We start from the raw sequence: 23,629 nt of genomic DNA on the forward strand, positions 1-23,629 counted from the left end.
AGATACTTTCCGCCCTTTCAAAAGATCTTGGACGTGCTCCAAAGTTGGAGCTCCAAATTGCCGTCATTACCCTGAGTTGTCCGGTGAATACGGCAGGATGGACCGTCGCCTCACCCCTCAGGGATGGACACGTGGCAAGTTCCGATCCTGTCTACCTGCGCGTCGTCGCCGACATCCGCCGCCAGATCGTCGACGGTTCGCTGCCCCCCGGCGCCCCGATCCCCTCCCGGGCCCAGCTGACCCGGAAGTACAACGTCGGAGAGACCGCCGCCCGCCACGCGCTGCGCGTGCTCGCCGCCGAAGGCCTCATCGTCGGCCGGGTCGGCTCCGGCCACTACGTCCGCGCCCGGCCGGCGCTCACCCCCCTGCACCGCTGGCGCTTCCCGGACCACGCCGCCCCCTTCGGCGCCGACCTGCAGACACAGGGCTCCCGCGTCACCTGGGACTGGCGGGCCGAGCAGGTCGAGGCCACCGCCGGCATCGCCCACCGCCTCCACCTGGCCGAGTCGACCCCGCTCACCCGCACCCGCTACGTCTTCCGCGGCGACGGCCGGCCCGTCCAGCTCGCCGTCTCCTACGAGCCCGCCGAGTTCGCCGAGACGACCCCCGAGGACCCTCCGCGCGGCCTGATCGCCCGGCTGTCCTCCTCCGGCGTGAAGATCACCGAGATCGTCGAGCAGGTCTCCTCCCGCGTCCCCGAACCCGCCGAGATCGACGCCCTGGACCTGCCCGCCGGCGTGCACGTCCTGCACGTCGAGCGCACCCACTGGGCCGGCGACCGCCCGGTCGAGACCAGCGACATCGTCATCCCCGGCGACCGCTTCCGCCTGGTCTACTCCTACTCGCTCCACCCGTAGGCGGGCCCCTCCGATCGCGTTATAGGTCATATGACCTATATTGAAATCATGAATGATGATCTGCGGTTCGATCCCGACGGCCCCGTGCTGCTGGTGGGCGGGTACGGCGTCGTCGGCGCCGAGCTGGCCAGGCTCGCCGCGCCCTCCTGGCCCCTGCTGCTGACCGGCCGCACCCCTGCCGGAGGAGCGTCCCTGGCCGAGGAGACCGGCGCCGGGATCCGCCGCTGGGACCTGTCCGATCCCGCCCCGTTCTCCGCGGCGGTGCGCGCCGTCGTCGGTGTGGTCAACGACCCCGACGACCGGGTGCTGCGCGCCGCCGTACGGGCCGGGATCCCCTACGCCGACGTCACCCGGTGGACCGCCCGCCTGCAGCGGGCGGCGACCGTGGCCGCGACGCTGCGCCCGGCCGCGCCCGTGCTGCTCTCCTCCAGCTGGATGGGGGGCGTGGGCGCCCTGGTGGCCGCGACGCTGGCCACCCGGATCGGCGGAGCCGACACGGTCGAGATCGCGGTGCGCTGGGATCTGAGGGACCGGGCGGGCGCGGACTCCGTGGAGTTCATGGACCGGCTCGGTCTGGAGTACGAGATCGTGGAGGCCGGGCGGCGACGCCTGATCATGCCGCTCACCGACGCCCGCACCGTCATGATCGGCTCCTCGCGCACCCGGGTGGCGCGGATCGACACGCCGGAGCAGTTCACCCTGCCGATCACCCTCGGCGTGGGCACGGCGGCCACCCGGATCGGCTTCAGCTCCCCCGCCCTGACCTCGGCGCTGCTGGCCGTCAAGCGGTCCGGGTTCTTCCGGTGGGGGCGCGGCGAGCGCTGGACGCCGCTCCGCCGCTCCCTGCTCTACTCCGCCGGTGAGGGCGGGGAGGCCCGGCTCCGGATCGACGTCACCGGCCCGGCCGGGACCCGTACGGCGACCGTCACCGACCCCCGCGGGCAGGCGCACCTGACCGCGGTCGGGGCGCTGATGGCGCTGCGCAGGATCCTGGGCGCCGACGGCGCCGCCCCGCCGGAGGGCGTGGTGTTCCCGGAGGCGACCCCGCGCCCCCTGGACGTGCCCGGTTTCCTGGAGTCCGCAGGGGTCGCCGTCGCCGAGGAGGCCGGTCCCGCGGCACGGCGGGCCGCATGACGCCTCCGACGGACCGTCCGGCGGGATCCGAGCCCCCGGACAGAACGGAACACCCGGTCGGAACGGAACATCCGGCCGGAACGGAACATCCGGCCGGAGTGGACCGCGGGGCCCCGTCCGCACCGGCCCCGAGACCGGACCGCCCGTCACGGCCGACCGCCAAGGGGAGCAACCGCCGGGAGGAACTGCTCGACGTCACCGAGCGCGTCCTGGTGGAGCGCGGGAACGCGGAGCTGTCCCTGCGCACGGTCGCCGCCGAGGCGGGGGTGCGCCTGGGTCATCTCCAGCACTACTTCCGCACCCGGGCCGACCTGGTCCAGGCCGTGCTGGCCCGCGTGCTGGCCCGCTCCCTCCGGGAGGTGGCCGACGTCACGGCCTCGGCGGGCGGGGCCGTGGAACCGGTGGTGCGGAGCCTCCTGGCGCAGCAGGAGGACGACCGGCTCGTCCGCCTGTTCACCGAGATCTGGGCGCTGGCCGCCCACGACGGATCCGTCGCCGCCGAGGTCCGGGCCTTCTACCGGGACTACACCGGGCACGTGGCCGAGTTCGTCCGCAGCCGGGACCCCGGGCTCCCGCCGCACCTGTGCCGGGCGCGGGCCGAGACGTTCGTCATGCTCATCGAGGGGGCCTCGCTCTTCCGCTCGGGCGTCGCCGCGGAGGCCTCGGCCGCGACGGACGCCGAGCTGACCGCGCTCGCCGCCGCCCTGCTCGGCGGAGGGCCCCTGACCGGTCCCTGACCGCGGCGATCGCGGCGGGCGCCTGATCGCGGAGCCTCCGGGGGGCACGGCCGCAGGCTCCGCGATCAGGACGAATGTCGGTGCCGCCTGGTACAACCGACCCGGGTTCCCGAGCCGGAGGTGCCGATTGCGCGTCAAGGACATGCCCCCGACCGACCAGCCGCGCGAGCGGCTCCTCTCGCTCGGCGCCACCGCCCTGGCCGACCGGGAGCTCCTCGCCCTGCTGCTCGGCTCGGGCGGCCGGGGCACCAACGCGGTCGAGCTGGCCTCCGAGCTGATCGCCCACTGCGGCGACCTGCGCGGCCTCGGCCGCTCCGACGCGCACCGGCTGATGACCATCCGCGGCATCGGCCCGGCCAAGGCCGCCCGGATCATCGCCGCCTTCCACCTCGTACGGCAGGCGCAGTCGGAGCCGGAGCGCCGCCGCGTCACCGGCTCGGCCGACCTGGCGGCCGTCGCCTCCCCGCTCCTGCGGCACCTCGGCCACGAGCGGGTGGTCGCCGTGGTCTGCGACTCCGCCGGCGCGGTCACCCGCAGGGCGATCGTCAGCGAGGGCGGCGCCGACCACGCCCCGGCGCCCGTCCGCGAGATCATCACGCTCGTCCTCACCTCCGGCGGCTCCTCCTTCGGCCTCGCCCACAACCATCCCGGCGGCTCCCTCGACCCCAGCCCCGCCGACCTCGACGTCACCGCCCGCCTCCGCGAGGCCGCCGAGACCGTCGGCCTGCGCTTCCTCGACCACGTGATCGTCACCGACACGGCCTGGCGCCGCATCGCCGGGTAACCCCGCCGCCCACCGGCCGTCCCACCGGCCGTCCCACTGACCGCCCCGTCGACACGCCACCGGCCGGATCGCAGCGGTCGGCCCCGGCCGGGGTGCTCCCCGGCCGCCGCCGCACCCGGAACACGACGGCGGCCGGGAATCGATGGTGGTGGCCCGGCTCCCCCTCCGGGGCCGGGCCACCGGACCCGCCGGGCCGGTGCTCCACCGACGGGCGTCCGAGGACCTGCCGCAGGTTTCCCTTTCCTCTGCGCGAGGAAAGGGCGCCCTCCTCTGCACCGAGCGAAAGGGGACGTGACAGGCCTGAGCCCGGCAGCAGGTGGGATGTGAGGGACTGCTGCCGGGGGTTCTCGATCGGTGGCCCCGCGCCCCCCTCAAGGTCGCGGGGCCACCGCCCGGCCCTTCCGGTGACCCCTGGCACACGGAAGGACCGGGAGCTCTCCGATGCCGGCGGTGCCCTCGGCGCCGCCGGACGCGCCTACCGGCCCATCGACGCGGACCTCTCACCGGCCGCCTCCAGCACGGAAGCCCCGGTGGTCTTCAGACCGGGGTCCTCGGCCCGGCCCGTCAACGCGGTCGCCCCGGCCGACCGGCCGGACCTCGGTACGGACGGCCCGGCCGAGCCCGTCAGCGGGCGCTTCCCATCAACAGCAGGAACCACAGTTCCTCCGCCTCCTTCACCCGCACCCACGGCGACTCGTGCACCACCACCGCGCCTCCCAAGCGGTGCGTACGCCGGACGAACATCAGCCCGCCCGCCTGGCAGAGCTCGTAGAACGTCGCCTTGCAGCAACACGTGTGCTCCTTCACTCGGATCCGATCGGCCCGCGGCACCTCCGGCCGCCAGTCGATCCGCTGATGCCTCTCCCGCAACGCCCCCACATGACGACCGTGAAGCTCCTCTCCCAGCACCATGACCCCTGCCGTTCCCCCGCCCTCCACACACCGACAATAGGCCACTCCACCCCTACTGGTCTAGTGCACCTATCCAATGGTTTACTGCATGTACCATTTATTCCTCCATGTGCCTTTTGGTCTATCATTCGGACATGCTTGACCGTGAAGGGCCGGTTCCGGTCTACAAACAGATCGCCGAGGAGATTCGCGGACGCATCCTGGCCGGTGATCTCGGCCCCGGCGAGCCGGTGCCGAGCGAGGCCGAACTCGAGGTCGAATACGACATCGCCCGCACGACGGCGCGCCGAGTGGCGAGGGAGCTCCGCGAGCAGGGGCTCGTCTATACGGTCCAGGGAGAGGGCACCTTCGTCGGCGAGCCGGGCACGCCCCGCCCGGACGACCGCGTTCCGGTCTACCAGCGGATCGCGGCGGAGGTCCGGGAGCGCATCGTGCGTGGCGAGCTGGTTCCGAACCGGCGGATTCCCGGAGAGAAAGAGCTGATCAAGCAGTACGGCGTCGCCAAGGCCACCGTGCGCCAGGCCATGGCGTTCCTCCGCGATCAGGGATGGGTCTTCACCGTGCCCTATCGAGGAACATATGTCTCACCTCGCGAGGATTGGCCAAAAGAATGATCAATCACCACAAACTAGTATCTGCTAGTCCAGTGACGTATTCATAGGTCAGGTAGACGGATGCTTCTATCCGATCCCGTCACTACAGTGACCTCATGCTGGACCACGAAGGCGACACCCATCTCTATCTGCAGGTGGCCGAGATCATCCGGCGGCGCATCTCCGACGGTGCGATCCGCCCCGGCTCCGCCGTACCCAGCGAGTCGAAACTCCGGAAGGAGTTCGGCATCGCCCGCACCACAGCCCGGAGAGCCGTCCGAGTGCTCCGCGACGAAGGTCTCGTCCACGCGATCCCGGGAGAGGGGACGTTCGTCGGCCCGCCGGGCGGTCCTCGGCGTGCGAACCGCTCGACTCCTCTGTATCGGGAGATCGCCGACGATCTGACCACTCGCATCACACGCGGTGATCTCAAGCCACGCCGTCCCATCCCGAGTGAGACGGCGCTGGTCCAGCGGCACGGCGTGGCCAGGGAAACGGTACGGCGTGCCGTCGGACTCCTGCGGGAGCAGGGCTGGGTCTACACCGTCCCTCAACGCGGCACCTACGTGAACCCGCCCGGCGAGTGGCCGGAGGGGAACAGCGGCCTGTAGCGGGAGAGGCATGCCGACGATGGCGGGAAGGGGGACGAGCGGTCCGCGCCGTTTCTTCTGTCCTCGGTTCCGAGTAGGGTCGGCGTCCGGTCGTCCTGGAGGAGGGGCATGCGTTACATGCTGCTGGTCTGCGGTGATCTTCCGGCGTACGAGGCGATGCAGGCCGACGGGTCCTTCCTGCCGGACTGCCGTGCCTGGGCCGACGAGATGCGGCGGCGCGGCGCGCTGGTGGAGACCGGAGGGCTGCGGCCGCCCGACGACGCCACGACGGTCCGGGTGCGCGGCGGCGAGGTGCTGCTGACCGACGGGCCGTTCGCCGAGACCAAGGAGGTCGTCGCGGGTTTCTCCCTGATCGAGTGCGCCGACCTCGACGAGGCCCTGGAGGCGGCCGCCCGGCACCCCGTGGCCCGGCACGGCACGATCGAGGTCCGTCCGCTCCTTCCGGCGTGAGCGCGCTCCCCTGTCCGGCCGGCCGACCCCCGCGACCCGGCGGTCCCCCGTGACGGCCGGAGGAGGTTCCGGCGAGATCGAGGCGGCCGTCGCCGGGGTCTTCCGGGAGGAGTGGGGGCGGATCGTCGCGACCCTCATCGGGCTGACCGGCGACTGGGACCTGGCCGAGGAGTGCGCGCAGGACGCCTTCGCGCGGGCGCTCCAGCGCTGGCCGCACGACGGCGTGCCGCGCAACCCCGGGGCCTGGCTGACCGTCACCGCCCGCAACCGGGCCGTCGACCTGCTCCGCCGGCAGGCCGCGGGCGCGGCCAAGCTGCGCGAGGCGGCCCTGCTGGAGGCCGCGTCCGGGCGGGGCTCCGGAGCCGGCACGGCCGACGGGCACGGCGACGGCGAGGACGAGGAGGGCCGGGAGGCGGACGCCGGCGTGCCGGACGACCGGCTGCGGTTGATGTTCACCTGCTGCCATCCGGCGCTGGCGTTCGAGGCCAGGGTCGCGCTCACCCTGCGCACCCTGGCGGGCCTGACCACCGCCGAGATCGCCCGGGCGTTCCTGGTCTCCGAGGAGACCATGTCCAAGCGGCTGACCCGAGCCAAGAACAAGATCCGCAACGCGGGCGTCCCGTACCGGATGCCGCCCGCCCACCTGCTCCCGGAGCGCACCGCCTCCGTCCTCGGTGTGCTGTACCTGCTGTTCAACGAGGGCTACGCGGCCGGCTCCGGCACCGATCTGCTCCGCCGGGACCTGACCGCCGAGGCCGTGCGGCTGGCCCGGCTCCTCGCCCGGCTGATGCCGGACGAGCCCGAGGCCGGCGGCCTGCTCGCGCTGATGCTGCTGCACGACGCCCGCCGTACCGCACGCCTCGACGCGGCGGGCGAGCCGGTGCCCCTGGAAGAGCAGGACCGCACGCGGTGGGACGCGGCCGCGATCGCCGAGGGCGTGCGGGTGCTGGAGGACGCGCTGCTGCGGCGGCGGCCCGGGCCCTACCAGGTCCAGGCCGCCATCGCCGCGTGCCACGCCACCGCGACCACCGCCGCCGAGACCGACTGGGCCCAGATCGCCGCGCTGTACGGCGTGCTGTCCCGGCTGGTCCCCTCCGCGGTGGTGGGCCTGAACCGGGCGGTCGCCGTGGGCATGGCCGAGGGCCCGGCCGCCGGGCTGGCGCTGGTGGAGCGACTGGAGGCGGCCGGAGAGCTGGGCGGCTACCACCTGCTGCCCGCCACCCGCGCCGACCTGCTGCGCCGCCTGGGCCGCGCGGACGAGGCGGCGGCCGCCTACCGCGCGGCGATCGGCCTGGCGCCCACCGACGCCGAGCGCCGCTACCTCGCCCGGCGGCTCGCCGAGGTGGCGGGACCGCGGGCTCCCTGAGATCTCCGAGGATTCCTCCCGCGGACCTGTCCGTCCGGCCCCGATCCGTTCGTCGGCAGGTCGGACACACCCGCATACGAGGGAAGAAGGTTCTCATGGAGAAGGTACGTTCCGCCGACGGCACCGAGATCGCGTTCGACCGGCTGGGAGACGGGCCCCCGGTCGTCCTGGTGAGCGGCGCCTCCTGCACCCGGACGGTCCACGCGCCCCTGGCCGAACTGCTGGCGGCGGAGTTCACGGTGCTGAACCACGACCGCCGGGGGCGGGGCGGGAGCGGTGACACCGCGCCGTACGCGGTCGAGCGGGAGATCGAGGACCTCGACGCGCTGATCGGCGCGGCCGGCGGGTCGGCTGCGCTCTTCGGCAACTCCTCCGGCGCGGTCCTCGCCCTGCGCGCGGCGGCGGCCGGTCTGCCCGTCACCCGGCTGGCGCTCTGGGAGCCGCCGTTCATGCTCGACCCGGACGCCCCGCGCAGGCAGTGGGAGTACGCCTCCCGGCTCGCCGAGCTGCTCGGCGCGGGCCGTCGCGGCGACGCCATGGCGCTGTTCATGGCGACCGTGGGCCTGCCCGGGGAGATGGTCGAGGCGATGCGCCGGGCGCCGATGTGGCCGGAGCTGGAGGCGCTGGCCCACACGCTCGCCTACGACGCCGCCGTCATGGGCGACGGCACGCTCCCGCCCGGCCTGGTCTCCTCCGTCAAGGCCCCGGTGCTCGTCCTGCACGGCACCGGGACCGGGTCCTGGACCGGCGAGATGGCGCGGGCGCTCACCGCCGCCCTGCCCGACGCGCGCTCCCACGTCCTGGAGGGCCAGAGCCACGACGTGGACTGGGAGGTGCTGGCCCCCGCGCTGAGGGAGTTCCTGCCGGGGTGAGACGGAGGAACCGGACCGGGTGAGAACGCCCGCCCGGACCCGGTCCCGGACCGGCCGCCTCCTGCGGCCGGTCCTCGTCCCCGCCCACGCCCATGCCGCGGTCACGCCGTCACCCACACGGACACCGCATACCGGGGCGTGACGGTACGGCCGGGCCACCGGTTGATGAGGCGTCCCGGAGCTCTCGTCCATCCCGCCGACCGCAGGGTCTCCCGGGGAGAGCGGACACGGATCACCACCAGGAAAGTGATATCATTTATTTCTTTTTATTGATATCGTCTCTCCATGAAGCAGTTGCTCCTTCGCATCGACGACGATCTCCACCAGCGCATCACCCGACGGGCCCAGCGGACCGGCCGCTCCATCAACGCCACCGCCGGGGAGATCCTCGCCCGCGGCGTGTCCGACGAAGTGCTGGACGCCCGGGCGGAGCTTCGCGCGCGTGCCCGACGACTCGGCGTCCTCGCCGATCCCCTTCCCTCCGCTCCGGTCACCGAGGCCGAACGTGAGCGTGCGCTCTCCAGTTCCAAAGGTCTCGGCTCCATCCTCGACACCCTCTGGGCCGAAGGCCGCTGAGCCGAATGCTCACCTATATCGACTCTTCCATCCTGGCCTGCGCGTACCTCTTCGACGAACCCGGGCACGACAAGGCACGAGCCCTGCTTCAGAGCTCCGATCATCTTCTCGTCACCGGCACCTTGACCGTCGTGGAGGTGACCGGAGTGCTCGTCCGCGCCTCTCGCTGCCATCGGCTACTGGAGCTGGACATGACGCTCGCCACCCTCGCGTCGGACCTCGGAGAGGACGGTCCGGTCACCCTGGTCGCCGCACCCCGCGACACCGTGGAGCGCAGAGCCACCCAGATCGTGTACGCCCACGGGCTGAGGGCCCTCGACGCGCTCCATCTCGCGACCGCCGAACTGGCCGCCGTCCCGCTGCTGGAGAGTCCGGGAGACAAGCTCGGTTTCGCCAGCCGTGGCACCGCCCAGTCCGAGGCGGCCGCGGCACTCGGCTTCACCCCGGTGTGACGATGCCCCCGCCCCGTGCGGCGGTGACTCACCGTCGCCCACGAGGGCATCGGGTGCCTGATCTTGATCGTCCGTAGACGTTGACCTTGCCGCAGCGTCAACGTCTCTAATGGGCGCATGCGAATCGGAGAGCTGGCCGCCCTGGCGGGCGTTTCGACCAGGACCGTGCGCCACTACCACCGGCTGGGCCTGCTGCCCGAGCCGGAACGGCGGGCCAACGGCTACCGCGTGTACGGCCTGCGCGCCGCGGTCACGCTGGCCAGGATCAGGCGCCTGACCGAGCTGGGCCTCAGCCTGGCCGAGGTCGGCGACGCGCTGGCCGACGACCGGGGCCGCGACCTGCGGGAGATCCTCACGGAGCTGGACGCCGACCTGGCCCGCCAGGAGCAGGGGATCCGGCTCAGACGCGCCCGCCTGGCCGAACTGCTCACCCGGGACAGCCTCCATCCCGACGACCCGGTCTCCCCCGGGATGGCCGGCCTGCTGAGCCGCCTGCCGCAGGCGGAGACGGGCATGCTGGCCAGGGAACGCGAACTGCTCGCCCTGCTGGACACCGCCGCCGGACCGGACACGCACCGCCTGCTGCTGGAGACGGCCCCCGACGCCGGCCGCATGGGCAAGGTGGAGGATCTGTACCGGGAGCTGGACGCGCTGGCCGACGCCGACCCCGGTGATCCGCGGGTCCCCGGACTGGCCGAGCGGCTGGCCGACGCCGTACCTCCGGAGATGCTCCGCTCCGGCCTGCTGGATCCGGCCCTGCGGCCCGCGGACGCCGACGGCGGCGCGGACGGAGAGGCTCCGGCCGGGGAGCAGGAGGCGTTCGCGCGGGCGTTCCTCGCCGACCTGCCGCCTGCCCAGGCCGAGGTGGTCCGCCAGGTCATGGCCCTGCTGGCGGACAGGAGCGCCACATGACACACCGATGGACGCGGCAGGCCGTCCTGACCGCCGCGGGCGGGCTGGTCCGCCACCAGAGGCGGACGATCACGAGCCTGCTGCTCTGGCCGACCGGCGGGAGGCACGGCGTGCGCGAGGGCGACCGCGTGTTCGGCTACCTGCGCGGCGAGGTCCCGGTGATGCTGGCGATGCTCTTCGTCCTCGTCCTCGAAGGCGCGGCCATGGCGTTCCTCATCCCCTGGCCCGTCGTGCACCTGGCCGTGCTGGTACTGCACGTCTGCCTGGTCGCGCAGGTCCTGGGCTCCGTCGCGGCCGGGGTCACCCGACCGCACGTGGTCTCGACCGGGGAACTGCGCGTCCGGTACGGCGCCGCCTTCGACCTGCGGATCCCGCTCCACCTGATCACCGGGGTCCGGCTGGACCGGCGCGTCCACGACGGCGGCACCGTCCGGCTGGGCGGGGACCGGCTGGAGGTGGTCGTCTCGGCGCGGACGTCGGTCACCGTCGAGCTGTCCGAGCCCGTCCCCGTCATCCTGCCGCTGGGCCGTACCGGCACGGCCTCGCTCGTCCGCCTGCACGCCGACGGCCCCGGGGAGTTCGTCCGCGAACTGTCGGCCCGGCTGCAGGCCGTACGGCATGACCGGGCCACCGCCGGGGACGCCGGTTGACCGCTCTCCAGGCTCGGCGCGTCCGCCGGAGGCCTCGTCCACGCGCAGGCCGGACGGTCCCGGCACCGGCTCCGGTACGACCAGCCGCCCGATCACTCCAACGGGGTGCGATCGGTGCGCTCCGGCAGGAACCGGCGGTCCGGCAGCGCCCGGTGCAGGGCCCGGAGGGAGAGTGCGGTCACGGCAGGCGCACCGAGACGTTGCCCCGGTAGGAACCCTGGAGCAGGGAGAGGAACGCCTGCGGCACGTCCTCGATCCCGCCTTCGACCACCGTCTGCGGGTAGACGAAGCGGCCCTCGTCCAGCCAGCCGCTGAAGTGCTCGCGCCAGGCCGCGAGCTGATCGGGCGTGTGGTGGCAGGAGAACGGCAGCAGTTCGACACCCCTGGCCTCGGCCGCCGCGCGATCGGGCTGCGGAAAGCGCTCCGCCGCGTCACCGAGCTGGCTGGACAGTGAGCCGCAGAGGGCGAAGCGTGCTCCGGGCCGGGCCGCCTGCAGTGCGCCCTGGTACTGCTCGCCGCCCACGACGTCGAAGAAGACCGAGATGCCCTCGGGCGCGAGCTCCCGCAGCCGGTCGGCCGTGGAGCCGTCGTGGTAGTCGAAGGCGGCGTCGTAGCCGAGCTCGTTCACCAGGTAGTCGACCTTCTCGGGGCTGCCGGCGCTGCCGATCACCCGCGCCGCGCCGAGGCACCTGGCGATCTGCCCGGCCAGCGAGCCGACCCCGCCCGCCGCGCCGGAGACGAAGACCACGTCGCCTTCGCCGACGGCCGCCACCTCGGCCATCCCGTGGTAGGCGGTCGGCCCCTGGCCGAGGTGGTAGCCCGGGTCGGCGAAGAGTCCCCGGTCGAGCTTGAGGTACGAGCCGGCCGGACCGGCCGAGTACTCGCTCCAGCCGGTCATCGACTGGACCAGGTCACCGGCCTGGAGTCCGGGGCTGTCGGATCGGACCACGGTACCGATGGCGGCCGCTCCCACCCGCTGCCCCGGCTGCCAGGCCGGGACCGGGATGGTGCAGTCGGCCCGCATCAGCTCCAGGTAGGTCGCGGCGAGCCCGATCTGGTCGGTGCGCACCAGGACCTCGCCGTCCACCTCGGTCTCGGCCACGGTGAAATGCCCGAGCGTCGGGGTGCCGGCGATCTGGGCGGTCAGCTGGATCTCACGGCTGATCATTTTTCTGTCCTTACCTCGGGTACGGCGTCGAGACCGACTCTAGGAAGGCTTCCGGCCAGTTTCCGACCGGAAGTCGAGGCAGGATGCCGGTATGGCGAACACCAGCGCACGGACCCTCAGACTGCTCTCGCTGCTGCAGACCCACCGGCACTGGTCCGGCCTGGAGCTGGCCGACCGGCTCGGGGTCTCCGAGCGGACACTGCGCCGCGACATCGAGCGGCTGCGCGAGCTCGGTTACCCGATCGGTGCGGCCCGGGGCACCGACGGCGGTTACCAGCTCGCGGCCGGCGCAGTCCTGCCGCCGCTGCTGCTGGACGACGAGGAGGCGGTGGCCCTCGCGGTGGGCGTCGGCGACGCGGCGCAGAGCGGGATCGCGGGGATGGAGGAGGCGTCGCTGCGCGCCCTCACCAAAGTGGTACGGGTCCTGCCGCCCCGGCTGCGGGCGAGGGTGGACGCCCTGCGGGCGATGACCCTCTCCGCTGCCGCGTCCGGGCCGGTCGTCGCGGCGGGGGTGCTCACCGCGGTCGCCCAGGCCTGCCGGGACGAGGAGCGGCTGCGGTTCGGCTACACGGCCAGAGGCTCGGCACCGACTGAGCGCGAGGTCGAGCCGCACCGCGTCGTCGCACTCGGCGGACGCTGGTACCTGGTGGCCTACGACCTGGGCCGGCACGACTGGCGTAGCTTCCGTCTCGACCGGCTGACCGAGCCGACGGCGACCGGCACGCGCTTCCGGCCGAGGACGCTCCCGGCCGGGGACGCCGTGGCCTTCGTCCAGGCGGCGAGCGGAGCCCCGGTCCCGTACACGGTCGAGGTCCTCGTGCACGCGCCCGCCTCGCGGGTGCGGCAGGCGGTCGGCCGCTGGGGCACGGTCGACCCCCTCGATCAGGACAGCTGCCGGCTCACCATGACCTCGGCCTCCCTCGACTGGCCGACCCAGGCGCTGGGCAATGCGGGCGCCGAGTTCGAGGTCCTGGGGCCACCGGAGTTCGCCGCGCACGTCCAGGAGTGGGGCGCCCGCTTCGTCCGGGGCACCCGCGCACCCGGATGACCCTCCTCGCCGCGCCGCCTCAGGAGCGGGCCCGCTGCGTCAGCGCGACGCACGCCAGTACGGCCAGCGCCGCCCCCACCGTCGCCGCCCCCACCTCCTCGCCGAGCAGGAGCCCGGCCCACACCAGCGTCAGCAGCGGCTGGGCGAGCTGGGTCTGCCCGGCGCGGGCGATGCCTCCCCGCGCCAGGCCCGCATACCACGGGATGAAGCCGAGGAACATCGAGACCAGCCCGGCGTAGGCGAACCCGGCCAGCGGGAGGGCCCCCGGCCGGACCTCGGTGGTCAGCGCCAGGACGGCGGTCGCGGGGACGGTGAGCGGCGCGGCCACCACCAGGGCGCGGGAGATCACCTGCCAGCCGGGGGTCTCGCGGGTCAGCCGCGCGCCCTCGGTGTAGCCCGCGGCGGCCGCCAGCAGCGCCCCGACCAGGAGCAGGTCGGCCCCGCTGACACGGCCGCCGCCCCGGCTGAGGCTGAAGACCGTGATCGAGACCGCCCCCAGGCCGCAGGCGAGCCAGAACAGCGGCCGGGGCCGCTCTCCGGCCCGCAGTACGGCGCAGGCGGCCGTAGTGGCGGGCAGCAGCCCGATGACCACGGCGGCGTGCCCCGCGCTCGTCCCGGCGTCGAGCGCGAGCCCGCTGAGCAGCGGGAAGCCGAAGACCACGCCGGCCACGATGACGAAGTAGGACCTCAGCTGGGAGCGGGGAGGCAGCAGCGGCACCCGGGCCGCCAGGAGGAACGCCAGCGCCGCCACCGCCCCGACCACGGCCCGGCCGATCGCCACCAGGTAGGGATCGAAGCCCTCCATCGCGAACACCGTCGCGGGGAACGAGCCGGAGAACGCGAGCACCCCGAGCCCGGCCAGCAGCGTCCCCTGCCAGGCTCCTGCGGGAGCACTCGGAGCGGAGGGGGTCCGGCTGGGGGAGCCCGGGACGGAGGACTTCGGGAGGGAGGAAGGCGGCACGGGGAGGCCTGGGACTCCCGAGACCTCGGGACCGGCGGACCCGCTCTGAACGAAGGGGCCGACCGCATCCGCTATCCATGTGGAGGCGATAGCGCTACTCTTGTTTCTCATGAATGACGATAGCAGTATCCTCCGATTGGCCGCCATCCTCCGTGAGGAGACGGAGCGGCTCCGGCCGGGGGACAGACTGCCGTCGAGCCGGGAGCTGACGCGCCGCCACGGCGTCAGCCCGGTGACCGTCTCGCGGGCCCTCGGCCGGCTGGCGGCCGAGGGACGGGTGGTGACCCGGCCCGGCAGCGGCACCTACGTCGCACCTCGGTCCGCCCGCACGAGGAGCGAGCCCGCCGACCTCTCCTGGCAGACGGTCGCCCTGGGCGACCGGGTGGTGGACGACACCCGGGTGGTCGGGCTGCTCACGCCGCCGCCCGAGGGGACCGTCCCGATGACCGGCGGCTACCTCAATCCCGCGCTCTGCCCGTCCAGGGCGCTCGGCACCGCCGCCGCCCGCGCCCTGCGCCGTCCCGACGCCTGGGCGGTCCCGCCGGTCACCGGGCTGGCGGAGCTGCGCCGGTGGTTCGCCCAGGAGGCCGGAGGGGACGTCACCCCCGCCGACGTCCTCGTGGTCGGTGGCGGGCAGTCGGCCCTCACCCACGCCTTCCGGTCCCTGGCCGCCCCCGGCTCCCCGGTGCTCGTCGAGACCCCCGCCTACCCCGGCGCGCTCGCCGCCGCGCGGGCCGCCGGACTGCGGGCGACCGCCGTGCCGACGGACCGCGACGGGGTGCGGCCCGAGCTCCTGGCCGAGGCGTTCGCCGTCACCGGCGCGCGGGTCCTCTGCTGCCAGCCGACCCTGCACAACCCGACCGGCGCGACGCTCGGCCTGGAGCGCCGCGAGCAGGTCCTGGCGGTGGCCCGGGCCGCGGGCGCGTTCGTGGTGGAGGACGACTACGCCCGCTACTTCACGACCGCGCCCGTCCCTCCGCCGCTGGTGGCGCTCGACACCCACGGCACCGTGGTCCACGTCAACTCCCTGACGAAGGTCCTGTCCCCGAGCGTGCGCGTGGCGGGGGTCATCGCCCGGGGCCCGGCCGCCCACCGGCTCCGGGCGAGTCAGGTGGTGGACTCCTTCTTCGTGGCCAGGCCGCTGCAGGAGACGGTGCTGGAGTTCGTCGGCTCCCCCGCCTGGCCGCGCCACCTGGCCGCCCTCACCGGCGAGCTGGCCGCCCGCAGGGACGCGCTCCTCGCGGCCCTCGCCGCCCGGCTGCCCGCCGCCGAGCCCCACCTCGTGCCCCGGGGCGGCCTGCACCTGTGGGTACGGCTCCCGCAGGACCTCGACGAGGACGCCGTGGTGGAGGCGGCCCGGAGGGAGGGGGTCCTGGTCGGCCCGGGACGCGTCCACTACCCCGCCGAGCCGCCGGGGCCCCGGCTCCGCCTCACCCACACGGCGGCGACCCACCCCTCCGAGCTGGCCGAGGGGGTTCGGCGGCTGGCCCTGGCGGTGGAGCGGGTGGCCTCATGATCCGGTCTCGGGTCTCCTCTCGGACCCGAGGCAGGGCCGCACGGCTCATGAGCCCGCCGGACACGCCGTCGGCGGACTTCCGGAGGCGTCGGAGGCAAGGAGAACCACCTAATGCCATACAGTGGTGACGAAGGGGTGATCCGTCCATGCCTGAGCCCGCGCCCGAGCCCGCCGTCCTGGTGTGCGAGTTCGTCAACAGCTACGACGTCGAGAGCGACACCGACGCGCTCTCCTCACCGGCGGCGCTCGTCGCCTGGCTCGCCAGACGCGGCCTGGCCGGGACCGGCGATCCCGCGGGCGACGAGGAGCTGGCCGCCGCCGTCGACCTCCGCGAGACCCTGCGCGCCGCGTTGCGCGCCAACCACGCCCCGGGCCCCGACCGCCCCCCGGACCGCGGCTCCCCGCTCCCCCGCTCGTTCGGCCGGCTACCGGTCGCCGTCGTCCTGACCCCCGCCGGGCCCGTCCTGGAACCGACCGGGACCGGAGTCCTGGCCGGGCTCGCCAGGATCGCGGCGGCGGTGGTGGAGGTCCGCGTCGAAGGGCTCTGGCCGCGGCTCAAGGTGTGCACCGAGAGCACCTGCCAGTGGGCGTTCGTCGACTCCTCCAAGAACCGTTCCCGATCATGGTGCTCGATGAAGGTGTGCGGAAACCGCACCAAGACCAGGGCATATCGGGCACGCCGACAGACGGGGACAGGTTCGCGTCATCTGTGAGCCAGATTCCCCGATACGGTGTAACTGCCTGTCTCCCGGGTCCACCCGCCTGATGCCCGCTCGCGTGGCACGAGACCTGCGAGGCAGCGCGTCCTGGTGGCGTACGGCAGATAAGGAGCGGGCCGAGATGGCAGACGTAGGCGTGCGGGCGGCTCGGCACGATGATGTCGACGCGGTGACGAAGACCCAGATCCGCGCCTGGCGATACGGCTACAGGGAGTTCCTGCCCGAGGGGCCGCTGGAGCAGATGACCGGCCCGGCCGCCGAGAAGATGTGGCGCCGGCAGTGGGACGAGGCGATCGTCACCCCGCCGACCTCCCTGCACCGCGTGCTGGTCGCGGTGGAGCAGGTCGTCCTGGACACCGACGCGTTCCCCGCGCTCGGCCCCGGCGGGATCGAGGCCATGGCCGCGATGCAGGGCGCGGAACGCGTGGTGGGGCTGGCCTCCCACGCCCCGGCCGAGGACCCCGACCTCGACCCCACCGTCACGGCCGAGATGCTCTCCTTCCTGGTGGACCCCGACCACGTCCGGCGCGGCCACGGCAGCCGCCTGCTCAACGCCACGGTCGACCACCTGCGCGAGGACGGCTACCGCACCGTCGTGACCTGGGTGTTCGCCGACAACCACGCCCTGCTCGGGTTCCTGGAGTCGGCCGGCTGGGGCGAGGACGGCGCCGAGCGGGTCCTGGACATGGGCCGCCCGGTGCGGATGGTCCGCATGGCCACCGACATCAGCTGACGGTCCGCCCGATCACCGGCGCGTCAGCCGGTGGCCCGCACGACCACCCGCATCAGCCAGGAAGCCGCGCGGCCCCGCCACGGCGGAAGGCCCGCGGAGCACCGCCCGGAGGCGTCCCGCCCTGCTTCCGTCGTCACGACGGGCCCATGGAGCGCCCCGACACGTCCGAGAGGAAACCCGCCGCCATGGCCACCCCGAGCCAGTGGATCGCCGGAGCCCGTCCGCGCACCCTCCCCGCCGCCGTCGTCCCCGTCGCCGTCGGCACCGGCGTCGCCCTCGCGTACGGCGGAGCGGTGTGGTGGCGCGCCCTGCTGGCCCTGTTCGTCGCCCTCGCCCTCCAGGTCGGCGTGAACTACGCCAACGACTACAGCGACGGCGTGCGCGGCACCGACGACGAGCGGGTCGGCCCGATGCGCCTGGTCGGTTCGCGCGCCGCGTCCCCGCGCCAGGTCCTGGCGGCCGCCCTGGGCTGCTTCCTGGCCGCCGCCGCGGCCGGGCTGGTGCTGGTCGTGGCCACCGGCGCGTGGTGGCTGCTGCTGGTCGGCGCGGCGTCGATCGCGGCCGCCTGGTTCTACACCGGCGGCTCCCGCCCGTACGGCTACCGCGCGCTCGGCGAGATCTCGGTCTTCGTCTTCTTCGGCCTGGTGGCCGTGGCCGGCACCACGTTCGTCCAGCTGGAGCGGCTGCCCTGGCCCGCCCTGGCCGCCGCGGTCCCCGTCGGGCTGCTGTCCTGCGCCATGCTGGTGGTCAACAACCTGCGCGACATCGTCACCGACGGCCCCGCGGGCAAGCGCACGATGGCGGTCGTCCTGGGCGACGCCCGGACGCGGACGCTCTACGCCCTCTGCCTGCTCCTGCCGCTCGTCATCTCACTGGCACTGGCCCCCTGGCACCCGTTCGCGGCGCTGGGCGTGCTCGCCGCCCCGCTGGCGATCGGCCCGGTCAGGGCGGTCCGCGCGGGCGCCGCCGGCCCGGCGCTGATCGCGACCCTCCAGCAGACCGGCCGCTTCCAGCTGGTCTTCGGCGTGCTGTTCACCCTCGGCCTGGCACTCTAGGAGGGACTCCAGGAGGAGAGGACGCGGCGCATCACGACGCGGGGCGCGAGCTCGATGCCCAGCTCCCGCTCGTGCGCCACCAGGGCGGCCATCTCGGGTCCCCACTCGGCCGGGTCCAGCACGGCGAAGCCGCGGCGGCGGTACCACGGCCCGTTCCACGGGACGTCCCGGAACGTGGTGAGGGTGACGGCCGCCGAACCGACCGACGCCGCGTGGACGCAGACGGCCTCCACCAGGCGGCCGCCGGCTCCCCGCCGTCCGTGGTCGGGATGGACCGCCAACTGGTCGAGGTGGACGTTCCCGTCGATCCAGCCGAACATGGCGAACCCGACCGGCGGGTCACCGGCCACCAGCACCCGGGACGGGTCGTCGGTCTCCTCGACCATCGTCGTCCCGGCCGGGAAGGTGATGCCGACCTGGGCGAACACTCCGTCGGCCGCGATCTCCACGGCCGCCAGTCCGGGCAGCTCGTCCGCCGTCGCCCAGCGGACCTCAGCCGAAGTCGAACCCGGAGCGCTCCCCATAGAAGTGGAGGATATACCGGCACTCAGTGCAGATCATCAGGGTTATCGGGCGGGAGGTCAGGAAGACCGCCCGCCCTTCGAAGCGCCCCTCGTACGTGGTCTGCTCCTGCTGGAAGTGCGTGTTGCCGCACACCGGACAGGAGAGGTCGATTCGCCTCATGCCTGTCAGACGTGCGACCGGTCATGGGAGTTCCGATCGCGCATGCCCGCACACCGTCCGCGGGTCCTCCCGGACCCCGCTCACAGGTCGAGCAGGTGCTCCAGTCCCACGGTCAGGCCCGGGATCTCCCGGACCCGGCGGACGCCGAGCAGCACTCCGGGGGTGAACGACGCCCGGTTCATGGTGTCGTGGCGGATGGTGAGGATCTCCCCGTCCCCGCCCAGCAGCACCTCCTGGTGCGCGATCAGGCCCGCCAGCCGTACGGCGTGCACGTGGACGCCGTCCACGTCGGCGCCCCGGGCGCCGTCCAGCTCGGAGCTGGTCGCGTCGGGCATCGGGGCCGCCCCCGCCTTGCGCCGCGCCTCGGCGACCAGCTCGGCCGTACGGCGGGCGGTGCCCGAGGGCGCGTCCGCCTTGTTGGGGTGGTGCAGCTCGACGATCTCGACGGAGTCGAAGTAGCGGGCGGCCTGCTGCGCGAAGTGCATCATCAGCACGGCGGCGATGCCGAAGTTCGGCGCGATCAGCGCGTTGACGCCGGGGTTGGCCTCCAGCCAGCCGCGGACCTGCGCCAGCCGGCCGGCGTCGAACCCGGTGGTGCCGACCACCGGGTGGACGCCGTGCTCGATGCACCAGCGCATGTTGTCCATGACCGTGTCGGGGTGGGTGAAGTCGACCACGACCTCGGCACCCTCCAGGGCCTCGATCGGATCGCCCTTGTCGACGGCCGCGACCAGCTCCAGGTCGTCCGCCGCCTCGACGGCCCTGCACACTTCGACACCGACGCGCCCGCGGGCGCCCAGAACTCCAACCCTGATCACGGCCCCAAGGGTATACCGCCGCCGAACGGCGGACGGCCCCGGCACCGGGTGCCGGGGCCGTCCGCGCGGATTCCGCCGGGTGGATCCGGCTAGGCCGAGACGGCCCAGCCGAAGTCCTTGTCCTCGTAGGGCCCGATGACCGCGAGGGTCCGCGGGCGGGTGAGGACGTCGGCGGCGACCTCGGAGATCTCCTCCGGGGTCACGGCCTCGATCCTCGCCAGCACCTCGTCGACGGAGAGCAGCTCGTCGTAGACGAGCTCGCCCTTGCCGATCCGGGACATCCGGGAGCCGGTGTCCTCCAGGCCGAGCACGAGACCGCCGCGCATCTGGCCCTTGCCGCGGGCGATCTCCTCCTCGGAGAAGCCGTCGGCGACCACGCGCAGCAGTTCCTCCCGGCAGATCTTCAGCACCTCGTCCGTCTTGGACGGCAGGCAGCCGACGTAGACGCCGAACTGACCGGTGTCGGCGTACTGCGAGGTGTAGCTGTACGCCGAGTAGGCCAGGCCGCGCTTCTCGCGGATCTCCTGGAAGAGCCGGGACGACATGCCGCCGCCGAGCGCCGCGTTGAGCACGCCCAGCGCGAAGCGCCGCTCGTCGGTGCGGGTCAGGCCGATCGTGCCGAGGACCAGGTTGGCCTGCTCCGTCGGGCGGTGCACCACCCGGACGCCGGAGCGGGCCGGGACGGTCTCACCGGACACGCGCGGCGGGACCGGCCCGGCGTCGCCGCCCAGCGCCCCCGCCCGCTCGTAGGCGGCGGCGACCAGCTCCACGACCTGCTCGTGGGTGACGTTGCCCGCCACCGACACCACGGTGCGCGAGGGGAGGTACCGGTCCCGGTAGTACTCGTCGATCCGGTCCCGGCCGATCGCGTTGATCGACTCGACCGTGCCGAGGATCGGCCGACCGATGGGCGTGTCACCGTACATCTCGGCGGAGAACTGCTCGTGCACCACGTCCGACGGGTCGTCGTCGTGCATGGCGATCTCCTCCAGGATCACGCCGCGCTCGGCCTCGACGTCGTCGGCGGTGATCAGCGAGGAGGTCACCACGTCGGCGAGCACGTCGATCGCCACCCGCAGGTCCTCGTCGAGGACCCGCGCGTAGTAGCAGGTGTACTCCTTGGCGGTGAAGGCGTTGATCTCACCGCCGATGCCCTCGATCGCCGCGGAGATCTCCAGCGCGTCCCGCGTGGGCGTCCCCTTGAACAGCAGGTGTTCCAGGAAGTGGGAGGCCCCCATGTGCTCGGGGTCCTCGTCCCTCGATCCGATGCCGACCCACATGCCGACCGCGACGGAACGCACGGTCGGCATGGTCTCGGTCACCACCCGGAGCCCACCGGGGAGGACGGTGCGCCGCACGACCCCGGCACCTCCGGATCCGGGGTGCAGAGTGGTGGTGATCACGAGTTGCGGTCTTCTTCCCCGCGGCCCCCGCCGCTGCTCGTACGGGTGCGGGTGCGGGTGCGGCGGGGCTTCTCCTCCGCGGGCGCGGCGGCGGCGGGCCGCTCCGCGGCGGGCGCGGCGGGGGCGGTGTCCGTGTCGCCCGACTCGGAGGTGCCGGCCTCGCCCTTCGCCTCGGCCTCCTTCTCGACCACCTCGACGGGAACGAGGGAGAGCTTGCCGCGGGAGTCGATCTCGGCGATCTCCACCTGGATCTTCTCACCCACGTTCATGACGTCCTCGACGTTCTCGATGCGCTTGCCGCCGTGCAGCTTGCGGATCTGGGAGACGTGCAGCAGGCCGTCCTTGCCCGGCATGAGGGAGATGAACGCGCCGAAGGCGGCGATCTTGACGACCGTGCCCAGGTAGCGCTCGCCGACCTCCGGCATGTGCGGGTTGGCGATGGCGTTGATCGCCGACCGCGCCGCCTCGGCGGACGGGCCGTCGGTCGCGCCGATGTAGATGGTGCCGTCGTCCTCGATGGTGATCTCGGCGCCGGTGTCGTCCTGGATCTGGTTGATCATCTTGCCCTTGGGGCCGATGACCTCGCCGATCTTGTCGACCGGGACCTTGATCGTGATGATGCGCGGGGCCGTCGCGTTCATCTCCGCCGGGGAGTCGATGGCCTCCTGCATCACGTCGATGATGGCCAGGCGGGCGCCCTTGGCCTGCTTCAGTGCGGCGGCCAGGACCGAGGCGGGGATGCCGTCGAGCTTGGTGTCGAGCTGCAGGGCGGTGATGACGTCCTTGGTGCCGGCGACCTTGAAGTCCATGTCGCCCATGGCGTCCTCGGCGCCGAGGATGTCGGTCAGCGTGACGTACTGGTCGCCCTCGTTGATCAGGCCCATCGCGATGCCCGCGACGATGCCCTTCAGCGGGACGCCCGCGTCCAGGAGGGACATCGTGCTGGCGCAGACCGAGCCCATCGAGGTGGAGCCGTTGGAGCCGAGGGCCTCGGACACCTGGCGGATCGCGTAGGGGAACTCCTCGCGCGTCGGCAGCACCGGCAGGAGCGCCCGCTCGGCGAGCGCGCCGTGGCCGATCTCGCGGCGCTTGGGCGAGCCGACCCGGCCGGTCTCACCGGTGGAGTACGGCGGGAAGTTGTAGTTGTGCATGTAGCGCTTGGTGCGCTCGGGGTTGAGCGTGTCGATCATCTGCTCCATGCGGAGCATGTTCAGCGTGGTGATGCCCAGGATCTGAGTCTCGCCGCGCTCGAACAGGGCCGAGCCGTGCACCCGGGGCACGACGTGGACCTCGGCGTTGAGCTGCCGGATGTCCTTCGCGCCGCGGCCGTCGATGCGGACGCCCTCGGAGATGACCCGCTCGCGCATGAGCGACTTGGTCAGCGACCGGAAGGCGGCGCCGACCTCCTTCTCGCGGCCCTCGAAGTCCGGGGCGACCTTCTCGGCGGCCAGGGCCTTGAGCCGGTCGAGCTCGGCCTCGCGCTCCTGCTTGCCGGCGATGGTCAGCGCGGAGGCGAGCTCGCTCTTCACCGCGGCGGTCACGGCCTCCAGGACGTCGTCCTGGTAGTCGAGGAAGAGGGGGTACTCGCGGGTCTCCTTGGCGGCGACCTTGGCGATCTTGGCCTGCGCGTCGCACAGGACCTTGATGAACGGCTTGGAGGCCTCCAGGCCCTGCGCCACGGTCTCCTCGGTGGGCGCGACGGCGCCCTCGGCGATGAGCTTGAGCGTGCCGCGGGTGGACTCGGCCTCGACCATCATGATCGCGACGTCGCCGTCGTCCAGGACCCGGCCGGCGACCACCATGTCGAAGGTGGCGCTCTCCAGCTCCGTGTTGGTCGGGAAGGCCACCCACTGGCCCTCGATCAGCGCGACGCGCACGCCGCCGATCGGGCCGGAGAACGGCAGGCCGGCCAGCTGCGTGGACAGGGAGGCGGCGTTGATCGCGACCACGTCGTAGAGGTGCTCCGGGTGCAGCGCCATGACGGTGGCGACGACCTGGATCTCGTTGCGCAGGCCCTTGACGAAGGACGGGCGCAGCGGCCGGTCGATCAGGCGGCAGGTGAGGATGGCGTCCTCGGACGGGCGGCCCTCACGCCGGAAGAACGAGCCGGGGATGCGGCCCGCGGCGTACATGCGCTCCTCGACGTCCACCGTGAGGGGGAAGAAGTCGAGGTTCTCCTTGGGGTTCTTGGACGCGGTGGTCGCGGACAGGACCATCGTCTCGTCGTCCAGGTAGACGACGGCGGAACCCGCCGCCTGGCGCGCGAGGCGGCCGGTCTCGAACCGGACGGTACGCGTGCCGAAAGAGCCGTTGTCGATGACGGCTTCGCTGCTGTGGACACCCTCCACGGGGGACCTCCTTGTGGTCGGTCGCCCGCGTCCCCCAGGCACGCGTGTCGCGCCTGGGCCTCTTTTCGCCGCCCCGTAGGTGCAGCGCCGGTCTTCGATCGAAGCGCCCGGTTCGCGTGCGGCACGAGCCGCGATGACCGGGGGCCACTACCGAGGACCGGCCCTTCGACGCCGTGGGGCGCACTTGCTCTCGGACGCGGGGCACTTTCTCGGCTATTCAGTTTGCTTGGTTGTTAAGTCTGCCCATGGAACCGGCGTTCACGCGACGCG

At 73.2% G+C, this 23,629-nt stretch carries 26 protein-coding genes; 18 read left to right on the forward strand and 8 right to left on the reverse strand.

All coding sequences use genetic code 11. The features are described 5' to 3' along the window. The first annotated feature begins 131 nt into the window (after nucleotides 1–131). The 4 genes from IEZ07_RS17370 (at nucleotide 132) to IEZ07_RS17385 (ending at nucleotide 3,512) form a co-directional block, all read left to right on the forward strand. Nucleotides 132–857, forward strand: a complete 726-nt coding sequence (locus IEZ07_RS17370; protein WP_191895703.1) for a GntR family transcriptional regulator — start codon at nucleotides 132–134, stop codon at nucleotides 855–857. Between the two features lie 48 nt (nucleotides 858–905). Beyond that, a complete protein-coding gene (locus IEZ07_RS17375) occupies nucleotides 906–1,991 on the forward strand; it encodes a saccharopine dehydrogenase family protein (RefSeq protein WP_191895704.1) in 1,086 nt (361 codons plus the stop codon). Nucleotides 1,992–2,089: 98 nt separating this feature from the next. Next, nucleotides 2,090–2,728 (forward strand): TetR/AcrR family transcriptional regulator, encoded by a 639-nt coding sequence (locus tag IEZ07_RS17380; protein ID WP_239320075.1) that lies wholly within the window; start codon nucleotides 2,090–2,092, stop codon nucleotides 2,726–2,728. 127 nt (nucleotides 2,729–2,855) lie between these two features. Further along, the gene (locus IEZ07_RS17385; protein WP_068896970.1) at nucleotides 2,856–3,512 is read left to right on the forward strand and encodes a JAB domain-containing protein; all 657 of its coding nucleotides are present in this window, start codon (nucleotides 2,856–2,858) and stop codon (nucleotides 3,510–3,512) included. A 624-nt stretch (nucleotides 3,513–4,136) separates the two neighbouring features. Here the strand turns inward: IEZ07_RS17385 and IEZ07_RS35735 are convergent. Then, nucleotides 4,137–4,319: a hypothetical protein gene (locus IEZ07_RS35735; protein WP_239320078.1), complete on the reverse strand. Its 183-nt coding sequence runs from the start codon at nucleotides 4,317–4,319 to the stop codon at nucleotides 4,137–4,139. A 239-nt stretch (nucleotides 4,320–4,558) separates the two neighbouring features. Here IEZ07_RS35735 and IEZ07_RS17395 point away from each other — a divergent pair, with 239 nt between their 5' ends. The 9 genes from IEZ07_RS17395 (at nucleotide 4,559) to IEZ07_RS17435 (ending at nucleotide 10,906) form a co-directional block, all read left to right on the forward strand. After that, nucleotides 4,559–5,038, forward strand: coding sequence for a GntR family transcriptional regulator (locus IEZ07_RS17395; RefSeq protein ID WP_191895707.1), 480 nt, complete (start codon nucleotides 4,559–4,561; stop codon nucleotides 5,036–5,038). Nucleotides 5,039–5,133: 95 nt separating this feature from the next. Further along, complete coding sequence (locus IEZ07_RS17400; protein WP_191895708.1) at nucleotides 5,134–5,628, forward strand: GntR family transcriptional regulator; 495 nt, start codon at nucleotides 5,134–5,136, stop codon at nucleotides 5,626–5,628. 108 nt (nucleotides 5,629–5,736) lie between these two features. Further along, complete coding sequence (locus IEZ07_RS17405) at nucleotides 5,737–6,078, forward strand: YciI family protein (RefSeq protein WP_068896974.1); 342 nt, start codon at nucleotides 5,737–5,739, stop codon at nucleotides 6,076–6,078. A gap of 49 nt (nucleotides 6,079–6,127) precedes the next feature. Further along, entirely contained in the window at nucleotides 6,128–7,444 is a 1,317-nt protein-coding gene (locus IEZ07_RS17410; RefSeq protein ID WP_191895709.1) for an RNA polymerase sigma factor, read from the forward strand. Between the two features lie 95 nt (nucleotides 7,445–7,539). Continuing rightward, nucleotides 7,540–8,316: an alpha/beta fold hydrolase gene (locus tag IEZ07_RS17415; RefSeq protein WP_191895710.1), complete on the forward strand. Its 777-nt coding sequence runs from the start codon at nucleotides 7,540–7,542 to the stop codon at nucleotides 8,314–8,316. Between the two features lie 285 nt (nucleotides 8,317–8,601). Then, a complete protein-coding gene (locus IEZ07_RS17420) occupies nucleotides 8,602–8,892 on the forward strand; it encodes a FitA-like ribbon-helix-helix domain-containing protein (RefSeq protein WP_191895711.1) in 291 nt (96 codons plus the stop codon). Between the two features lie 5 nt (nucleotides 8,893–8,897). After that, nucleotides 8,898–9,344, forward strand: a complete 447-nt coding sequence (locus tag IEZ07_RS17425) for a type II toxin-antitoxin system VapC family toxin (RefSeq protein ID WP_191895712.1) — start codon at nucleotides 8,898–8,900, stop codon at nucleotides 9,342–9,344. A 117-nt stretch (nucleotides 9,345–9,461) separates the two neighbouring features. Continuing rightward, nucleotides 9,462–10,256, forward strand: a complete 795-nt coding sequence (locus IEZ07_RS17430) for a MerR family transcriptional regulator (RefSeq protein WP_191895713.1) — start codon at nucleotides 9,462–9,464, stop codon at nucleotides 10,254–10,256. Next, nucleotides 10,253–10,906 carry a hypothetical protein gene (locus tag IEZ07_RS17435; RefSeq protein ID WP_191895714.1) on the forward strand — a complete coding sequence of 218 codons (654 nt, stop codon included), beginning with the start codon at nucleotides 10,253–10,255 and terminating at the stop codon, nucleotides 10,904–10,906. The genes IEZ07_RS17430 and IEZ07_RS17435 overlap by 4 nt, the downstream gene beginning before the upstream one ends. A 178-nt stretch (nucleotides 10,907–11,084) precedes the next feature. Here IEZ07_RS17435 and IEZ07_RS17440 read toward each other — a convergent pair whose 3' ends face one another. Continuing rightward, nucleotides 11,085–12,074, reverse strand: coding sequence for an MDR family NADP-dependent oxidoreductase (locus IEZ07_RS17440; RefSeq protein ID WP_191895715.1), 990 nt, complete (start codon nucleotides 12,072–12,074; stop codon nucleotides 11,085–11,087). A 91-nt stretch (nucleotides 12,075–12,165) separates the two neighbouring features. Between IEZ07_RS17440 and IEZ07_RS17445 the strand changes: the two genes are divergently transcribed. Beyond that, nucleotides 12,166–13,122: a helix-turn-helix transcriptional regulator gene (locus tag IEZ07_RS17445; RefSeq protein WP_191895716.1), complete on the forward strand. Its 957-nt coding sequence runs from the start codon at nucleotides 12,166–12,168 to the stop codon at nucleotides 13,120–13,122. Between the two features lie 19 nt (nucleotides 13,123–13,141). Here the strand turns inward: IEZ07_RS17445 and IEZ07_RS17450 are convergent, their stop codons facing one another. After that, nucleotides 13,142–14,083 (reverse strand): DMT family transporter, encoded by a 942-nt coding sequence (locus IEZ07_RS17450; RefSeq protein WP_239320080.1) that lies wholly within the window; start codon nucleotides 14,081–14,083, stop codon nucleotides 13,142–13,144. Between the two features lie 127 nt (nucleotides 14,084–14,210). Between IEZ07_RS17450 and IEZ07_RS17455 the strand changes: the two genes are divergently transcribed. The 4 genes from IEZ07_RS17455 (at nucleotide 14,211) to IEZ07_RS17470 (ending at nucleotide 18,106) form a co-directional block, all read left to right on the forward strand. Next, a complete protein-coding gene (locus IEZ07_RS17455) occupies nucleotides 14,211–15,599 on the forward strand; it encodes an aminotransferase-like domain-containing protein (RefSeq protein WP_239320104.1) in 1,389 nt (462 codons plus the stop codon). Between the two features lie 146 nt (nucleotides 15,600–15,745). Continuing rightward, nucleotides 15,746–16,312 (forward strand): CGNR zinc finger domain-containing protein, encoded by a 567-nt coding sequence (locus IEZ07_RS17460; RefSeq protein WP_191895719.1) that lies wholly within the window; start codon nucleotides 15,746–15,748, stop codon nucleotides 16,310–16,312. Between the two features lie 127 nt (nucleotides 16,313–16,439). Next, the gene (locus IEZ07_RS17465; RefSeq protein ID WP_068896984.1) at nucleotides 16,440–17,051 is read left to right on the forward strand and encodes a GNAT family N-acetyltransferase; all 612 of its coding nucleotides are present in this window, start codon (nucleotides 16,440–16,442) and stop codon (nucleotides 17,049–17,051) included. A gap of 185 nt (nucleotides 17,052–17,236) precedes the next feature. Further along, nucleotides 17,237–18,106 carry a 1,4-dihydroxy-2-naphthoate polyprenyltransferase gene (locus IEZ07_RS17470; protein ID WP_191895720.1) on the forward strand — a complete coding sequence of 290 codons (870 nt, stop codon included), beginning with the start codon at nucleotides 17,237–17,239 and terminating at the stop codon, nucleotides 18,104–18,106. Here IEZ07_RS17470 and IEZ07_RS17475 read toward each other — a convergent pair. From IEZ07_RS17475 to IEZ07_RS17495, 5 genes are all read right to left on the reverse strand, one after another. Further along, on the reverse strand, nucleotides 18,103–18,630 hold the full coding sequence (locus IEZ07_RS17475) for a GNAT family N-acetyltransferase (protein ID WP_191895721.1): 528 nt from the start codon (nucleotides 18,628–18,630) through the stop codon (nucleotides 18,103–18,105). The two genes, IEZ07_RS17470 and IEZ07_RS17475, sit on opposite strands and share 4 nt — an antisense overlap. Next, on the reverse strand, nucleotides 18,599–18,790 hold the full coding sequence (locus tag IEZ07_RS17480; protein WP_191895722.1) for a hypothetical protein: 192 nt from the start codon (nucleotides 18,788–18,790) through the stop codon (nucleotides 18,599–18,601). Before IEZ07_RS17480 ends, IEZ07_RS17475 begins: the two co-directional genes overlap by 32 nt. Before the next feature lie 80 nt (nucleotides 18,791–18,870). Next, on the reverse strand, nucleotides 18,871–19,608 hold the full coding sequence (gene dapB / locus IEZ07_RS17485; RefSeq protein WP_191895723.1) for a 4-hydroxy-tetrahydrodipicolinate reductase: 738 nt from the start codon (nucleotides 19,606–19,608) through the stop codon (nucleotides 18,871–18,873). Nucleotides 19,609–19,697: 89 nt separating this feature from the next. Next, a complete protein-coding gene (locus IEZ07_RS17490; protein ID WP_191895797.1) occupies nucleotides 19,698–21,008 on the reverse strand; it encodes a M16 family metallopeptidase in 1,311 nt (436 codons plus the stop codon). Then, on the reverse strand, nucleotides 21,008–23,359 hold the full coding sequence (locus IEZ07_RS17495) for a polyribonucleotide nucleotidyltransferase (RefSeq protein ID WP_191895724.1): 2,352 nt from the start codon (nucleotides 23,357–23,359) through the stop codon (nucleotides 21,008–21,010). The genes IEZ07_RS17490 and IEZ07_RS17495 overlap by 1 nt, the downstream gene beginning before the upstream one ends. Nucleotides 23,360–23,629: the final 270 nt, after the last annotated feature.

It is taken from the genome of Planomonospora parontospora (assembly GCA_014647935.1).
Classification (GTDB): domain Bacteria; phylum Actinomycetota; class Actinomycetes; order Streptosporangiales; family Streptosporangiaceae; genus Planomonospora; species Planomonospora parontospora.

Excerpts from the sequence above, each read along its gene's own strand:
- IEZ07_RS17375 (WP_191895704.1), top strand. The coding sequence starts at position 906 with ATGAATGATGATCTGCGGTTCGATCCCGACGGCCCCGTGCTGCTGGTG.
- IEZ07_RS17395 (WP_191895707.1), top strand. The coding sequence starts at position 4,559 with ATGCTTGACCGTGAAGGGCCGGTTCCGGTCTACAAACAGATCGCCGAG.
- IEZ07_RS17400 (WP_191895708.1), top strand. The coding sequence starts at position 5,134 with ATGCTGGACCACGAAGGCGACACCCATCTCTATCTGCAGGTGGCCGAG.
- IEZ07_RS17405 (WP_068896974.1), top strand. The coding sequence starts at position 5,737 with ATGCGTTACATGCTGCTGGTCTGCGGTGATCTTCCGGCGTACGAGGCG.
- IEZ07_RS17415 (WP_191895710.1), top strand. The coding sequence starts at position 7,540 with ATGGAGAAGGTACGTTCCGCCGACGGCACCGAGATCGCGTTCGACCGG.
- IEZ07_RS17420 (WP_191895711.1), top strand. The coding sequence starts at position 8,602 with ATGAAGCAGTTGCTCCTTCGCATCGACGACGATCTCCACCAGCGCATC.
- IEZ07_RS17425 (WP_191895712.1), top strand. The coding sequence starts at position 8,898 with ATGCTCACCTATATCGACTCTTCCATCCTGGCCTGCGCGTACCTCTTC.
- IEZ07_RS17430 (WP_191895713.1), top strand. The coding sequence starts at position 9,462 with ATGCGAATCGGAGAGCTGGCCGCCCTGGCGGGCGTTTCGACCAGGACC.
- IEZ07_RS17435 (WP_191895714.1), top strand. The coding sequence starts at position 10,253 with ATGACACACCGATGGACGCGGCAGGCCGTCCTGACCGCCGCGGGCGGG.
- IEZ07_RS17440 (WP_191895715.1), bottom strand. The coding sequence starts at position 12,074 with ATGATCAGCCGTGAGATCCAGCTGACCGCCCAGATCGCCGGCACCCCG.
- IEZ07_RS17445 (WP_191895716.1), top strand. The coding sequence starts at position 12,166 with ATGGCGAACACCAGCGCACGGACCCTCAGACTGCTCTCGCTGCTGCAG.
- IEZ07_RS17460 (WP_191895719.1), top strand. The coding sequence starts at position 15,746 with ATGCCTGAGCCCGCGCCCGAGCCCGCCGTCCTGGTGTGCGAGTTCGTC.
- IEZ07_RS17465 (WP_068896984.1), top strand. The coding sequence starts at position 16,440 with ATGGCAGACGTAGGCGTGCGGGCGGCTCGGCACGATGATGTCGACGCG.
- IEZ07_RS17470 (WP_191895720.1), top strand. The coding sequence starts at position 17,237 with ATGGCCACCCCGAGCCAGTGGATCGCCGGAGCCCGTCCGCGCACCCTC.
- IEZ07_RS17475 (WP_191895721.1), bottom strand. The coding sequence starts at position 18,630 with ATGGGGAGCGCTCCGGGTTCGACTTCGGCTGAGGTCCGCTGGGCGACG.
- IEZ07_RS17480 (WP_191895722.1), bottom strand. The coding sequence starts at position 18,790 with ATGAGGCGAATCGACCTCTCCTGTCCGGTGTGCGGCAACACGCACTTC.